Annotated in this window: 12 protein-coding genes and 1 pseudogene; 4 read left to right on the forward strand and 9 right to left on the reverse strand. The window is 62.9% G+C overall.

Annotated features, from left to right (window positions below):
- The first annotated feature begins 2 nt into the window (after positions 1-2).
- Entirely contained in the window at positions 3-1,577 is a 1,575-nt protein-coding gene (locus ACODRX_RS06360) for a PHA/PHB synthase family protein (RefSeq protein ID WP_488870312.1), read from the forward strand.
- Entirely contained in the window at positions 1,577-2,578 is a 1,002-nt protein-coding gene (locus ACODRX_RS06365) for an alpha/beta hydrolase (RefSeq protein ID WP_488870313.1), read from the forward strand. The genes ACODRX_RS06360 and ACODRX_RS06365 overlap by 1 nt, the downstream gene beginning before the upstream one ends.
- 65 nt (positions 2,579-2,643) lie before the next feature.
- Here ACODRX_RS06365 and ACODRX_RS06370 read toward each other — a convergent pair whose 3' ends face one another.
- The 8 genes from ACODRX_RS06370 to ACODRX_RS06405 all read right to left on the reverse strand — a co-directional run bounded on the left by ACODRX_RS06370 (position 2,644) and on the right by ACODRX_RS06405 (position 9,777).
- Positions 2,644-4,626, reverse strand: a complete 1,983-nt coding sequence (locus tag ACODRX_RS06370) for a DUF3363 domain-containing protein (protein ID WP_488870315.1) — start codon at positions 4,624-4,626, stop codon at positions 2,644-2,646.
- A 613-nt stretch (positions 4,627-5,239) separates the two neighbouring features.
- A complete protein-coding gene (locus ACODRX_RS06375; RefSeq protein ID WP_488870316.1) occupies positions 5,240-5,854 on the reverse strand; it encodes a S26 family signal peptidase in 615 nt (204 codons plus the stop codon).
- On the reverse strand, positions 5,851-6,135 hold the full coding sequence (locus ACODRX_RS06380; RefSeq protein WP_488870317.1) for a chromosome partitioning protein ParB: 285 nt from the start codon (positions 6,133-6,135) through the stop codon (positions 5,851-5,853). Before ACODRX_RS06380 ends, ACODRX_RS06375 begins: the two co-directional genes overlap by 4 nt.
- Positions 6,132-6,770, reverse strand: coding sequence for a ParA family partition ATPase (parA, locus tag ACODRX_RS06385; RefSeq protein WP_488870318.1), 639 nt, complete (start codon positions 6,768-6,770; stop codon positions 6,132-6,134). Before parA ends, ACODRX_RS06380 begins: the two co-directional genes overlap by 4 nt.
- A 298-nt stretch (positions 6,771-7,068) precedes the next feature.
- The gene (locus tag ACODRX_RS06390; protein WP_488870319.1) at positions 7,069-7,926 is read right to left on the reverse strand and encodes a replication initiator protein A; all 858 of its coding nucleotides are present in this window, start codon (positions 7,924-7,926) and stop codon (positions 7,069-7,071) included.
- 26 nt (positions 7,927-7,952) lie between these two features.
- A complete protein-coding gene (locus ACODRX_RS06395; protein ID WP_488870320.1) occupies positions 7,953-8,234 on the reverse strand; it encodes a helix-turn-helix transcriptional regulator in 282 nt (93 codons plus the stop codon).
- A gap of 83 nt (positions 8,235-8,317) precedes the next feature.
- Entirely contained in the window at positions 8,318-9,094 is a 777-nt protein-coding gene (locus tag ACODRX_RS06400; RefSeq protein WP_488870322.1) for a DUF2285 domain-containing protein, read from the reverse strand.
- 332 nt (positions 9,095-9,426) lie between these two features.
- Positions 9,427-9,777, reverse strand: coding sequence for a DUF2958 domain-containing protein (locus ACODRX_RS06405; protein WP_488870324.1), 351 nt, complete (start codon positions 9,775-9,777; stop codon positions 9,427-9,429).
- 304 nt (positions 9,778-10,081) lie between these two features.
- Between ACODRX_RS06405 and ACODRX_RS06410 the strand changes: the two genes are divergently transcribed.
- Positions 10,082-10,372, forward strand: coding sequence for a helix-turn-helix domain-containing protein (locus tag ACODRX_RS06410; protein WP_488870325.1), 291 nt, complete (start codon positions 10,082-10,084; stop codon positions 10,370-10,372).
- Between the two features lie 397 nt (positions 10,373-10,769).
- Here the strand turns inward: ACODRX_RS06410 and ACODRX_RS06415 are convergent, their stop codons facing one another.
- The gene (locus ACODRX_RS06415) at positions 10,770-12,368 is read right to left on the reverse strand and encodes a hypothetical protein (protein ID WP_488870326.1); all 1,599 of its coding nucleotides are present in this window, start codon (positions 12,366-12,368) and stop codon (positions 10,770-10,772) included.
- A 144-nt stretch (positions 12,369-12,512) separates the two neighbouring features.
- Here ACODRX_RS06415 and istA point away from each other — a divergent pair.
- Positions 12,513-13,445, forward strand: a pseudogene (gene istA, locus ACODRX_RS06420) (IS21 family transposase); the annotation flags it as partial.
- Positions 13,446-13,499: the final 54 nt, after the last annotated feature.

Below are 13,499 nucleotides of genomic sequence, written 5' to 3' on the forward strand. Positions count from 1 at the left end.
TCATGACCCCAGAAAATCTGCAGCAACTCTTCGAAGAGTGGAAGCGCACCTGGCTGGCTCCCGGCGGCGATGCGGCCACACCCCATTCGTTGAAGGATGATCCTCGCTTCAAGGATCCGGCATGGAGCGGTACGCCTTACGGCAAATTGCTGCTGCAGTGGTACCAGGCTGTTGGCCAGACTGCGCAGCAGATGGGCCAATCTGGTGCAACGCTCCCTCCGCACCAAAAGCAAGTGTGGGACTTTTACATGCAGCAGGCGCTGGATGCAATGTCGCCGTCCAATTTCTTCTGGACCAATCCGCAGGCACTGGCAAAGGCCGTGGAAACCCAGGGCCAGAGTGCTCTGACCGGAGCCTCCCGCATGCTGGCCGATCTGCAGCAGCAGGCGTTTCCCGCCTCCAGTGACATGGAGGCGTTTGAGGTGGGGCGGAACCTGGCAACGACCGCCGGTGCCGTGGTATTTCAGAATGACATCTTCCAGTTGATCCAGTACCAGCCGCTGGCCGGCAAGATCCGCCAGGCACCAACGCTGATCGTTCCGCCCTGTGTCAACAAGTTCTATGCCTTCGACCTCAACGAGCAGAAGTCCTTCGTCAAGTACCTGCTGGAACAGGGGCACAACGTATTCATGGTGTCCTGGCGCAATCCGCATCCCGGGGAAGCGAGCAAGAGCTGGGAGGACTATGTATACGACGGCGTGCACAAAGCAGTGGAAATGGCCTGCGAGATTGGGGGCGCGCCGCGCCTGAACCTCCTAGCCTGGTGCATCGGGGGGGCGCTGTCCGTTTCTGCCTTGGCGGTGATGACGGCGGCAGAGAAAAAGCGCGTGGCATCTGCCACCTTCTTGACCACCTTGGTGGATTACTCCGAGCATGGCGATATCGGTGTCTTCATCGACGCTCCGCAGATCGCTGCGTACGAGCCACGCGTACGCTCCAAGGGCGTAATGCTGGGTCAGGATCTCTCCAAAGCCATGGCAATGCTCCATGCGAAAGATTCCATCTGGAATTTCTGGGTAAACAATTACCTGTTGGGGGAAAAGATTCCGCCGTTCGATGTGCTGTACTGGAACAGCGACACCGCCAATGTCCCAGGTGATCTTTATCAGTTCTACGTGGAGAACATGTACCTCCACAATCGGCTGCGCGAGCCGGGAGCGCTGAGCCTACGAGGGCGCAAGGTAGATGTGGGCAATATCGACATGCCGTGCTGCGTCGTTTCCGCTACCGAGGACCATATCGTCCCATGGCAGACAACACTGCTGACCCGCGATCTGGTTGGCGGTCCATGCGAGTTTCTGCTGACCGAAGGCGGTCATGTGTCCGGCACGGTCATCAACCACCCAGCCAAATCGCGCAGGGGCTACTGGTGTAACGGTCCTCAGACCTCGGACCCTGAAGCCTGGAAAGCGGGTGCCGAAAAGCGCCAGGGAAGCTGGTGGCTAGCGTGGAACGACTGGGTGGCGCCGACCGGAGGCAAACTGGTTGCCGCACCTGCACAACCTGGAAGCGAGGCATGGCCTGTGCTGGAAGCTGCTCCTGGTTCGTATGCCGTTGAAAAGGTGCCGCAAAACTGATGATCGCAGCTACCGACTATCGAATCCCAAGCGCGACACCCGGCATAGAGCTATATGTTCGCAATAAACGTCTTGCAGAAAGGGAGACAACGGATCCGGAGAAGATCGTCCTGTTTGTGCATGGCGCCACTTATCCCGGAAGCGCGGTCTTCGACCATGCTGCGTTTGATAGCTGCTCCTGGCTCGACTATTTGGCCGCGCATGGCTTTGATGCGTACTTGTTCGACGTGCGCGGCTATGGACACTCCTTGCACGCGAACATGCCCAAGGTGTTTCCGGAGCATGGCCGGCCATACGCACGCACCGAAGAGGCCCAAGCCGATCTCGCTGCCGTGGTGGAGTTCATACGCGCACGGCATGGTAACGCACGCCTCAACTTGATCGGTTGGTCATGGGGCACGGCGCTTGCCGGTGGCTTCACGGCGCAGAACAACGAGATGGTGAGGCATCTTGTCTTGTTTGCCCCACTGTGGATGATTCGGAATACGCCTGGAATGACCATGATGCGATGGGCCATGTCGGGCCTCCCGCCTATGTTGTCACCCGGCGCCAGCCTGAGCGACTTTAGAACCGTTCCCAAAACGGAGGCCCGTGAACGCTGGGTACGTGGTTTGGACGCCTCCGTTGCAGAGCAATTGATGCCCCAAACAGAATTCGACCGCTGGTGGAGCGCAGTGGCCAAAAGTCAAGGCAAGCCCGGCGATGCGGATCAGGCGATCTTGGCTCCCAACGGCGTCATTGCCGACTTGATGGAGCTCTGGTCTGCCGGTCGCCCTACCTATGAGCCCGAACGGATTCGCGTGCCCACGCAGTTGCTCCTGGGCGAATGGGACGTGGACACGCCAGTGTATATGGCTCAGGAGTTATTTTCCAGGCTGCATCAAGCACCCTACAAACGCTTGGAGGTGCTTGCACGCGGTACGCACTCGATGGTGCTGGAACTGAACAGGATTGAGCTGTACCACCGAAGCCTCGAATTCCTAGAATCGCAATTTGCTTGAGCAAGATAACAGGTCCGCAGCATGTCGCCGTCAGATGACTCCTCCCTCTTAATTCCAAGACAGGGTCAAACTGATGGTCCGCGCTGCCGCCCCGTCTCCCAGGACACTCCGCTGCCGCGCACCGCCGCGGCCAGCTGCTGCCCCAGCCGCTGCTCGATCACCGGCTTCCATGGCACCAGCGAGAAACCCATGCCGTCGTCAAGCATCGCGTAACGCCCGCTGGCGAGCATGACACTGCGGCGGTAGGTGCCAGCCACGCGCTGACCGTCGGCCATTGGACGGTGTTCTAAGCCAGTTTCTGCAGCAATGTCCTTCGCAGCCTGCGCCAGTTCTCGGTTGCGCATCGTGCCCAGCAGGTTGCGCGCCAGGATCACGCACTGGCCACGCCGCTCGGCCATGCCCTGCTCGGCGAGGAAGTCGGCGCGCTGCTGCATCGCCTGCCTGACTTCGGCGCCAAAGCCCAGGTTGCCCAATCCTTGGTCGCCGCCGATTAGTTGCTGGTCGAGCCAGGTGGCGCCGATCACGCGGGCCTGCCGCTCGATGGGCAGATGAGATTTCAGCTCCACGGCCAAGCCGTCCAAGCGTTGGGCATCGTATTTCCGGCCCCGCTCGGGCAGGTCATCCGGCACCTTCCATAGCCCCTCGGCCACCCGCTCCACGATGCCCGCACGGCGCAGCGCTTCCAGCCTGCGGACATGGGCTGCCACGACCTCCCGTGGATCACGGCCTTCCGTGGCTTGGCCTTGCACAATAGCGAGGTGGTGATCGGTGCGGTACAGGCCATCGGACGCCAGCGCGGCGATGGTCTGGTCTGCCTTGCGCAGATCGGTGGAGCGCTTCACTTCCACCACGGCCCCCATGGGGAACTGCGCCAGCTCGGTCTTGGATGGCAGCGCCACATAGTGCGCCTTGCCGTCCGTGCCATCGACCACCAGATAGCCCCGGTCGTACAACTCGTCGGCCAGCCCTTTGCCCGCCACCCGGCCGATGATGCTGCGACCATTTCCATCGTCGCCGGACTCGAACACGGCCAGCTCGCGCTGCTTGCCGCCCATCGCCCGCTGCATAGTGCGGATGATGTCGCCACGTTCGCCCATGCCCCGCAATGTCTTCTCTGCGTCGACGTGCACGGCCCAGGTGCCGGGCTGGGTTTCTGTGGCAAGGCCCATGCGCTGCAAGCGCTGCAGCCGGCCCACCAGCAGCAGGCGCTGGCTGCGCAGCTTGGAACTGTCGAAGCGCTCGATCCTGACCAGGCCGTCCACGGCTTCGCGCTGCAGGGTGCGGTCGAGGCTAGTCCAGCGCTCCTGTTCCACTTCGCGGGCCAGAATGCGCTGGATCTCCAGCTCAGTGCGCGGCCCGAGCCATTCGGTCGTCAACTCCATTGCCCGCTCGCGCATGCCGCGGGTGATGTACTCCTGCGAGATGATGAGGTCCTTGCCGGTGTCGTCCTTGCCGCGCAGCACGACGTGGGTGTGGGGGTTGTCGGTGTTCCAGTGATCGACGGCCACCCAGTCCAGCCGCGTGCCCAGGTCGGCTTCCATGCGCTGCATCAGGTGGCGGGTGTAGGTGCGCAGGTCTTCGAGCTGCTCCGCATCCTCGGGCGAGACGATGAAGCGAAACTGGTGGCGGTCTCCCCTGCCCCGCTCCTCAAAGGCGCGGGTGTCTGCCTCGTCGGTCAACGGTCCATAGGCATGGCCCGGCCCGCCCTGGCGATCCACGCCTTCGCGCTCAATGTAGCGCAGATGCTCCGTTGTAGACCGGCCACTGGCCTGCCGGAGGTACACCAGCCGCACCTTGACGGCGGCCCGGCGCGATAACGGCGACAGCGACTGGCCCGTGAACCGTGCTGCCGTGTGGCCGCGCCCCAGGCGCGAGCCGGGGGCCTTGCCGGTGGATGTGCCACCCGCGCCACGTCTACCGCCCGTGGCGCCGGCTGCCTTGCTAGTCTGCCTCAGTACCTGGGCGATAAAGGTGTCGCCGCGCTGCCGGGACTTGCCGGGCCGAACGCGGAACTGGTCGTCGCCAGGGGAATTGCGGGATTTGCTCATGCCGATACTCCGTCCAAGCCGGTCGCGCCAGATCGAACGCGGCATCCGATATTCCCACGACCGGCAAGGGCTTGGGGCTGTCGGCGGCACCAGGCCGCCCTGTGGCGCGTGCCGCGCTCCCCCCGCGTGCAGACTGGCTTTGCAGGCACCATGGTGCCGCACCCTTCAATCTTGCTTTGCCTTCGCGAAGCCCGAATCCGCCCTCGGTTTCTGAGGCTGTCCTCAGGGGGCGCAACGACGGAGGCCGCCAGCCTCCTGGCGCATGCGGTGAACACGCCCGCGGCCGCTGGCCGGGAGATTTCGACGCAAGACTTTTGCACGGTGGAATGCAGCGCAAAGTGCGGTGCGAATGCACACGCACGACATGCGTGATGACATGAAGATGTGCAGCGGAATGCCACGCTGCATTGCACGAACTTATGCAGAGAATTGGCAGCCACCAGGGCGGCCAGAGGCTCACCCGTGGACGTGACCAGGGCCGAAGGCTGGACCGGTTGACGGCACCGCGTTGGCACACCGGACGGCAGCGCGCAGCGGCAGAAGATCGGCCAGTGGATCGGCACGCCTGATAGCACGATATCTGGCACGCCAACGTGCAGTATGTTGGCTGCCGTCATGGCTGTGCCTCCAGCCACAGCCTATGCGCAACGCCGATCACGGCGGACGCGCTGACCGGCCCGAAGTATCGACTGTCGAACGATGCCGGATTCGTGTTGCTGAGCAGGAACAACTCGCCGTCATGCAACTGCCTGCATTGCCGCCAGGAAGGCAGCGGCCGGCCCAGCCGGTCGGCGGGCCGCACGGCGGCCACCGGCACGCCGTCGATCCACACCAGCGCATCGAAGATGCAAACGTGCTGCGGTGCGATGGCGCCCACTCGCTTGAGCAGGGGCACACGCGCTGGCAGGTAGCCGCGTTGCGCGGCCAGCGTAGCGGCATCGGTCGACAAGCGGGTCAGCACGATGCTGCCGACGCGCAGCGAAGGAGGCAACGGTTGTGGCAGCGAGCCGACACGCCAGTGGAGCGGCTCGACGCGATACCAGCCGACCGCCACGCTGTCGGACGGGTTGTAGACCAGGCGCGGCAGCGGCAGCATGAAAGTAGCCCAGGCGAGCGCAGCGAGGCCGCAGGCAGACAAGCCCGCCAACACGAGGCGAGCGCGCGAACGTGAGTGTGCGTGCGAGCGAGACTGCGGCGCAGCCAGCGCTGTAGACAGTGGAGCGTTCATGGCGCGTTCTCCCTGCGTTGCTCTGGAAACTCCCGCTCCAGCAAAGCGCGCAGCATCTCGGCCACGGTCACGCCCCGCGTGAAGGCCGAAACCTTAATACGCGCGCGCAGCGCTGGCGAGATGTCGAGCGTCAAGCGGGCGGTGTAGATGTCTGCCTTGTGCAGCGCATCGGCATCGCCTTGACGAATCCAGGCTTCAGCCTGCGGATTCGCAGGCGGGCGCGCACCGATACCAACGCGCTTGGCCGAGCGCTTGCTGCTGAGTGGTGGCTTCGCGGTCATGACGGCCACCGCAGCAGCTCATCGACCAGCGCGGTGATTTCGCGCGCGGCGGCGCTGTCCGGCGCCGTCTCGCGGGCCAGCCGCCCAGCGGCCACGCTGTCGGCGAAGACGATGCGTTGCCGGATCTCGGCGCGCAGCGCAGGCAGCGGCTGCTCGGCGAGCGCCTGGCGCGCCTCGCGCCCAATCACCGTTGCAGCCACGCGCCGATTGATGACGAAGGCCGCGCGCAGCGCAGGACGGAACACCTGCGCCTCCTGGATGAGCGCCACCATCTCAGCGCTGGCCCACAGGTCGTAGGGACTGGGCTGCACGGGGATCAGCACCCGCTCGGCCGCCAGCAGCGCGGAGCGCGCCAAGGCGGCAATCCTGGGTGGCCCATCAATGACCACGTGATCGGCCCGCCTGGCGAGTTCTGGCGCTTCCTGGTGCAGGGTTTCGCGCGCCAGGCCCACGGCGCTGAAAAGCCTTGGAAGACCTTGCTGGCTTCTGCGCTGTGTCCAGTCCAGCGCGGAGCCCTGCGGGTCGGCATCCAGCAGGATGACCGATGCCCCGCGCATCGCCAGCTCGCCGGCGATGTGGGTGGCGATCGTGGTCTTGCCTACGCCACCTTTCTGTTGAAGGACAGCGAGGATCATGGCTCGGCCCTCCATCCTGCAAAACCGGGCTTCGATCGGCGCGCACAACCGGCGCGCTGATGGCAAGGAATACAAGCCGGAGCGCTGGCCTGCCTACGCCGCAGCCCGGTTATCCACCGGGGCGAGGCGCTCTTACTGGTTATTGGTATTAAGTTATTAATGTTATAGGCGGCCGAAACCCGCGCCAGCATTGGCCTCGCGGCCCATTGGCACGCCTGATAGCACGAGACCCCTACGCCCGATAGCACGAGACTTGCCACGCCTGATAGCACGAGCCCGTCCACAGGATTTGGCGCACTTATCCCCGTGCCGTGGGCGGCACGGGCTTGAACGTCAGCAGCTCGGCCCCACTGCCCGGCATGCGGTCGATGCCCAACACGTAGCCGGGCAGCGACTGCCGCGCCACCAATGCGCGCAGGTCGCAAGCGAAGTCGGTGGGTTTGGCCGTGCTGCCCGACTTGCGGTGCAGCGCCCGGAAGTCGAACCACCAGCCGGTTTCCTGCCGGCCCGCGTGCTTCCTCACCAGCCGGTACAGCCAGCGCTCGATCCCGCCTGTCAGCTGGAAATACCCCGCATCGATGGTCAGCACCAGTGCCGAATCCAGCACACCCCCATAGAACCAGTCCGGCAGGATCAGCTCGATGCCCAGGGGCGTGCCCTTGGCATCGGCCAGTTCCTTCCACTCGTTGATCCACGAAAACCGATGCAGGCGCCTGCCCGTGGTCTCCCGGATTGATGTGGCCACTGTGGTGGACTGCAAGCGATCCAGCGCGGCTTTGAGGCGCTGGTAATCGCGCAGCGAGGTACCGCGCCCGATGTAGCGCAGGATCTCGTAGGGCGTGGCCTGCATGAGGCGCGATGGGCGCAGGCCAGCATCGCGCGCTTCCACGATCTGGCTGGCGGCCCAGATCAGGATGTCGGCATCCCAGATCGTGGCGATGCCATGCTCCTGGGTACCTTCCACCCGGATCGTCACGCCGCTGGCCTGGAAGTCGATCGGCGCTGTGCGCCGCGACTTTGCCAGCGAGAAGAACGGAAAAGCCATCAGGTCCTGGCTGTCTCGCGGCGCCATGTCGCCCGGCAGGGCGCGGAACAGATCGAGTTGTTCGCGCTCCTGCGATGGTCGCTGCCGAGAGGGCATCGATGGGCTGGACATGGCGATGGCCTCTCGCGCTCCAGCGATCAGCGCGCACGGCTGTCCGCCGCATGGTATTCGGCGTATTCGGGATCGGACGTGCTCTCGAAGCTGCGCTCGGCGGCCCAGGCATCAAGGTCGGCCACGGCGTACATGACGCGGCGGCCGAACTTGCGGAACTTGGGACCGCCACCGAGTACGCGCTGCTTTTCCAGAGTGCGCGGCGACAGCCGCAGATATTCCGCAGCTTCGTCGTTGGAGAGATAGCGTTGGGGTTGCGCTGGCGCAGCGACAGCAGCCATAGAGGAGTGCAAAGGGGCAGGACGCATGGTGAGAACCTCCATCAGGTGGTGAACCCCGGCCACACCACGCAGCCGGATGGAGGCAGTCTCAGAAAATGCGGCCCTCTTGCTCAGGGTCGTTTTGCACTCCCTTCAAAACGACCCTTCTCAAGCGGTGGAAGTTGTGCTAACTGGCGGTAACCATCGCGCATCAATGCATTGCCGCGCCTCACCAGGCGACGCACCTTGGAGCGCAGGCCACCATCGTTGTACCAATCGGCAGCAGCCTCCTCGCCGAACAGGCCCTCGGCCACTTCGCGCAGGGTCGCGCCCGCCAGAGTGGCGTCGAGCGCCTGCAGGGTGTGCAGTTCCAGCACGGCGGCGGCCGATGGCCGAGGCCGTGCTGCAGGCGCCGCATCGGCAGGTGGGTTGGCGCCGCCACCTGTACCGCCGCTATGGGCATAGGTGACCGCCATGCCCTCTTCCAGACCCGGAGCCAGCGTAAAGCGCTGGTTGCGGCCGGAGCCGCGCGCCAGCAGAGCCAACCGCTGACCGTCATGGATCAGGTGCTTGTGGCCCGGAATGCGCCAGAAGGCGAAGGCTTCGGCATCCCTGGACGGATCGGCGTCGGGATGGAGTTGCACCACGGCCGCATGGCCGGGCAGCCAGGCTGGATGTGCGTCACGTGCATCCAGGGCCGGATCTTCCCAGAGCCGCAAACCCCAGCGACGCGCGGCCTGTTGTGCGGCCGGTGCGGTGTGGGGCCTGCGACGGTGACGCAGCCAGTCAAGCCGGTAGTCCGGGTTGCGGCGCAGGTACTCCCAGGCCAGTGCCAATGCATCCAGGAACAGGATGTAGAGGTAGGCTGCCGTCGGATACCAGGGCGAAAGATGGTGGGGATCGGTCATGGCGCAAGCTCCTCGTGAACAGCAGGAACGTCGCCACAACGTGAGGCCATGCGGGGCAGCCCATCGCGGTCAGATTTCGTGTATTCTGTAACGACAGGCGTCAGGTACCGATTGGCGCTGGAGCATGGCTGAAATCGTCTCAATGCGACGGCCGCGCAGCAGCACAATCCCACGCGGCATGAAACACCGTGCCGCAACCCGCGCCAAAGATCATGGCTTTTTACGCCACGCATGCCCTCATGCGCTGCAACAGTGCGGATTAAGACCCAGCCAGCATCAACCCTGACGCAAATAGCATCAATACGCCCCTGCTTGACTGTGGCGCGAATGGCTCAATCGACGATAGAGCCATTCTCCTGAGCCAGCCGCAGGTACTCCGACAGCGGACGCGCTGCCTGAAAATACCGATCCCGCATCACCCGCTGCTGGTTCGGGCCGACGATGGATGCCAGGTCAGACAGCTTTACCGTGCCCAACTCGGGCATCCCGATCCCCAGGTCGATCAGGCTATAGGCCGTGTCGCCATCTGCCGGGTCGAGCGACACCAGCAGCCAGGTGGCATGCGCATCGGGCGTGAACAGCCGTACCACGGGCAACGGATCGATAGCGAGTCCAGCAGCGCGGTCCTTGCCATGGGCAAGTAACTGCGCGCGCTCCTCATCAGTGGTAAGTGACTCGGTCATGGTCGAATTCCCCGCAGGGCACATATTGCGCCTGCACGCCCTGTTCCCCTAGCACGCAATCGCAAACCATCGTCATGCATTTGTGTGAAGGCACTAAGACGGTTTGCATCAAAGCCACAGAGGCGCACAAACACAGAAGCGGACCTGTGGCTTTACGCCGTCGCACAGATACGGCTTCATGCATCTGTCCGAAACCTCGGATGTGGCTTTCCGCAAATACGCGGAAGCACAAAATGAGCGCAAGAGGAGCAAAGAGTTAAATATAACGTGGTTTTAATTGTGCTGCGAATCGACGCTTCTGTCCATGCAGAAGCGCAGCATCCAGCGCGGCCGACCAGCCGGCGCTACCACCTTCGACGCCGAACTGGCCCAGGCCTTCGGCGCGGCGGTGCGTGCAACGCGCATGGATGGTGGGATCTCGCAAGAGTCGCTGGCGCACCTTGCGGGTATTGAGCGCTCCCACATGGGCAAGATCGAGCGCGGCGAGCATACGCCCACGCTGGCGGTCATCTTCAAGATCGCAGGCGCGCTCGAATGCAGCACGGCAGTGCTGATGAGCAAGACCGAAGAACTGCTGGCTGCAACTCGCCAATAGCCCCAGAAGCCTGCCAGCATGCAGAGACCGTACCGAACACGGCGAGCAACACAGATAGCCCCAGCATCCCGGAAATTTGCGGGCCGCTTGGCTACGTGATGTCAAGGGCTGGTACACCCGGTCATTTGAGCATCGTCGGTCTATACCTACTTTGCAGCGTCTTCGGTCGCTCATTCCCGCTGACCGTGCTCACGCAATCTGACCTCAAGCAGTCATTGGTTCGGTGGTCAAGCGCTTGTTCGAGCGACTGCTCTACGATATGCGGCAGTCCTAACCTACCGATACCGCGAGCCCACTCAACACAGGGTGCGAGCCGACGCGGTGACTTGCCGAGATCGAGAAGAGTTCAGGGGCTCGGTTGGCCAGATGCTGAAGAGCCGTTGGATCTCAGTTCTCCCTATGCCTTCTTCTTTGGGGCCTTGGGCGCGCCGACCTTCTTCGATGGGTTCTTCTTGGCTACCGCACGAAAATCTTCTGGCGTAGTGGCATCAATACCGATGACTCGCAGGAAGCGCGACCTATCCTTCGCTTCGAGCTCCAGGGCCTTCGCCGATAGGATTGCCAGGACCTGCTGAAAGTTGAGCTTCTTATTCGAGGTTGGGTCGGTCCATTGGCGCTCTTTGGTTTGCAGGACCAGCACAAAGAAGCCGGTGGTTGCCTTGTTGTGGCGCATGTACTGGCCCACCAGTTGCCTCTCCAACGCGACCAGGTAGTCGCTCAAGTTCCATCGCTCGGACATCTTGAGCTCGATGGATGCATGCCAGCCGCCCTTGCTACAGAGAACATCGCGGCGCTTCGCCTCCGCTGTCTCGGGCTCCATAGTTACAGAGTACCGAGAGCCAGCGTGGTGGGCCAACTCGCTCGCCAAAAGCCGCTGGAAGTGCACCTCCAGGGCCAAGCCCGCCTTGGCACCTTCTTCGCCCTTTTTGTGGATGCGCTGGAACTCGACTTGGTTGAAGAAACTGCGCAGGCTGTGCTCGCCGCGTTCCACGTCGTACTGGACAGCCCGCAGGTCAGCATGCACGGCCATTGCGAACGAAGTTGAATCAGTGACATTGCCGCGGAAGTCCTGTTCGAACTTCGCATACTTCGCTTGCGGCAGTGGCTCACGGGTGAACTGCCGCTCACGAAGTTCGAACTGCGTCCTTTTGATGTAATCGACTGCGAGGTCGTCGGTTGGTAGGACTTTGCGGATTCGGTCCAGTGCGCTGTAGGCCGCTTGAGACGTCGCGGCGGCGATGCCGCTGACAATCGTGTTACGAAACTGCTCGGCATCATCCCGCGGGCCCGGACTATAGACGCCTTCTGGTCTCTTCACATCGTCCTTCGGGTCGACTGCCCACCTTGTCCAAAGGAATAGGTCTTCCAGTGCAAGGATGCCGTGGTCGCTCTCTGTGGCAATTCGCGCCGCCACACCCTCACGGTTTCGTCCAAGTGCTGCAGCCAAGTCAAAAATAAAGGTCTTCACGGCCAGCGGATCTATCGGACCCCATGCGCTTACCTCATCTCGCCACCTCAACGGACTATGGATCAGCCAATGAGTTGCCCAAGTCAATGCCAGTTCACGTTGTGTGCGCAGCGAGGGCTCAACGGAATCAGGCAATGGTGAGCAGTATGCAGCCTTCATTTTCTGAAGCGAAATGTGCTCAAAGGCCTTGTGCGGAACCTTACCTGGCACAGACAAAGCAGCTTTTAGTAGCCGATTTACTACGTGGTCTCGGGTGGGGCTCGAGGTAGCCAAATATGCCCAAGCGGCGCTCACCAAAACTTCTTGCACCACGGCAGGTGCGTCAGGAATTGAGGCCAACAGCTCTTCTGCATGCTCCTTCGAGGCGGCACCGTTCGCTGCCTCGTGCGCGATTGACACTAACTCGGGAACCGCAACGGCCGGGTACGCTTCAACAAGTGGCCAGAACCACTGCGGATAGCCGTTAATTTCAAGGAGCGCATAGCGAAGCGCTCGACAAACTTCCGCATTGGTGAGACTTGGGGGCACCTTTCCTTGCGAAAACTCAAGGTTGAGTGTTGGCGCCGACCGGAATTTGAGCCAGTTTTGCGGGTAGTGCCGAAGTAAAAATGAGCCAGGTGTTCAACCTACTCTGCTGCTTTTTTAAGCGGCGGGGTTTGAGGAGTGATCACCATGGACATGATTGGCAAGATCCGACGGCTGCACGCGAGAGACAAGCTGTCGGAGCGCGAGATTGCGCGCAAGACCGGACTGTCGCGCAACACGGTTTCCAAGTGGCTGCGCGCACCGGTGAACGAGGCGCCGAAGTACCGGCGCGAGCCCCGGCCCAACAAGCTCAACTCGTTTGAGGCGGCGCTGCGGCAGGCCCTGACGGCCGACGCCAGGCGGCCCAAGCACGAGCGGCGCACGGCGCGTGCCCTGCATGCCGAGATCAAGGCAGCGGGCTATGTCGGCGGCTACTCGGCCGTCACCGACTTCGTGCGAGCCTGGCGCCAGGGCGAGGGGCAGGCGGCCAATGTCACGGCGTACGTTCCACTGAACTTCGAGTTGGGCGAGGCCTTCCAATTCGATTGGAGCGAGGAAGGCTTGGTTGTTGGCGGCATCTACTACCGGGTGCAGGTGGCGCACATGAAGCTATGCGCAAGCCGCGCGTTCTGGCTGGTGGCCTATCCGAGCCAGGGCCACGAGATGCTGTTCGATGCCCACACCCGATCGTTTGCCGCGCTGGGCGGTGTGGCGCGCCGCGGGATCTACGACAACATGCGCACTGCCGTGGACAAGGTGCATAAGGGCAAGGGCCGCACCGTCAACGCGCGCTTCGCGGTGATGTGCGCGCACTACCTGTACGACCCTGACTTCTGCAACGTGGCCTCGGGCTGGGAGAAGGGGCGTGTGGAGAAGAACGTGCAGGACAGCCGCCGGCGTATCTGGATCGAAGCCGCTCGGCGGCGCTTCGGCTCGTTTGCCGAGCTCAACGCGTGGCTCGGTGAGCGTTGCCGGGCGCTGTGGAGCGAGGTGCGCCATCCCGAGCACAGTCAGTTCAGCGTGGCGGAGATGCTCGAGCACGAGCGGCCTCACCTGATGCCCATGCCCGAGCCCTTCGATGTATTGACCCACTAAAAACCTGCACAGGTCCTAAACTTGAAGAAAGGACCTGAA

It is taken from the genome of Comamonas sp. FG99, assembly GCF_057808605.1.

Bases quoted from the DNA above. Each gene is read 5' to 3' on its own strand.
- ACODRX_RS06400 (WP_488870322.1), bottom strand. From the start codon at position 9,094: ATGACCGATCCCCACCATCTTTCGCCCTGGTATCCGACGGCAGCCTAC.
- ACODRX_RS06380 (WP_488870317.1), bottom strand. From the start codon at position 6,135: ATGACCGCGAAGCCACCACTCAGCAGCAAGCGCTCGGCCAAGCGCGTT.
- ACODRX_RS06395 (WP_488870320.1), bottom strand. From the start codon at position 8,234: ATGCGTCCTGCCCCTTTGCACTCCTCTATGGCTGCTGTCGCTGCGCCA.
- ACODRX_RS06390 (WP_488870319.1), bottom strand. From the start codon at position 7,926: ATGTCCAGCCCATCGATGCCCTCTCGGCAGCGACCATCGCAGGAGCGC.
- parA (WP_488870318.1), bottom strand. From the start codon at position 6,770: ATGATCCTCGCTGTCCTTCAACAGAAAGGTGGCGTAGGCAAGACCACG.
- ACODRX_RS06370 (WP_488870315.1), bottom strand. From the start codon at position 4,626: ATGAGCAAATCCCGCAATTCCCCTGGCGACGACCAGTTCCGCGTTCGG.
- ACODRX_RS06375 (WP_488870316.1), bottom strand. From the start codon at position 5,854: ATGAACGCTCCACTGTCTACAGCGCTGGCTGCGCCGCAGTCTCGCTCG.
- ACODRX_RS06405 (WP_488870324.1), bottom strand. From the start codon at position 9,777: ATGACCGAGTCACTTACCACTGATGAGGAGCGCGCGCAGTTACTTGCC.
- ACODRX_RS06410 (WP_488870325.1), top strand. From the start codon at position 10,082: ATGCAGAAGCGCAGCATCCAGCGCGGCCGACCAGCCGGCGCTACCACC.
- ACODRX_RS06360 (WP_488870312.1), top strand. From the start codon at position 3: ATGACCCCAGAAAATCTGCAGCAACTCTTCGAAGAGTGGAAGCGCACC.
- ACODRX_RS06365 (WP_488870313.1), top strand. From the start codon at position 1,577: ATGATCGCAGCTACCGACTATCGAATCCCAAGCGCGACACCCGGCATA.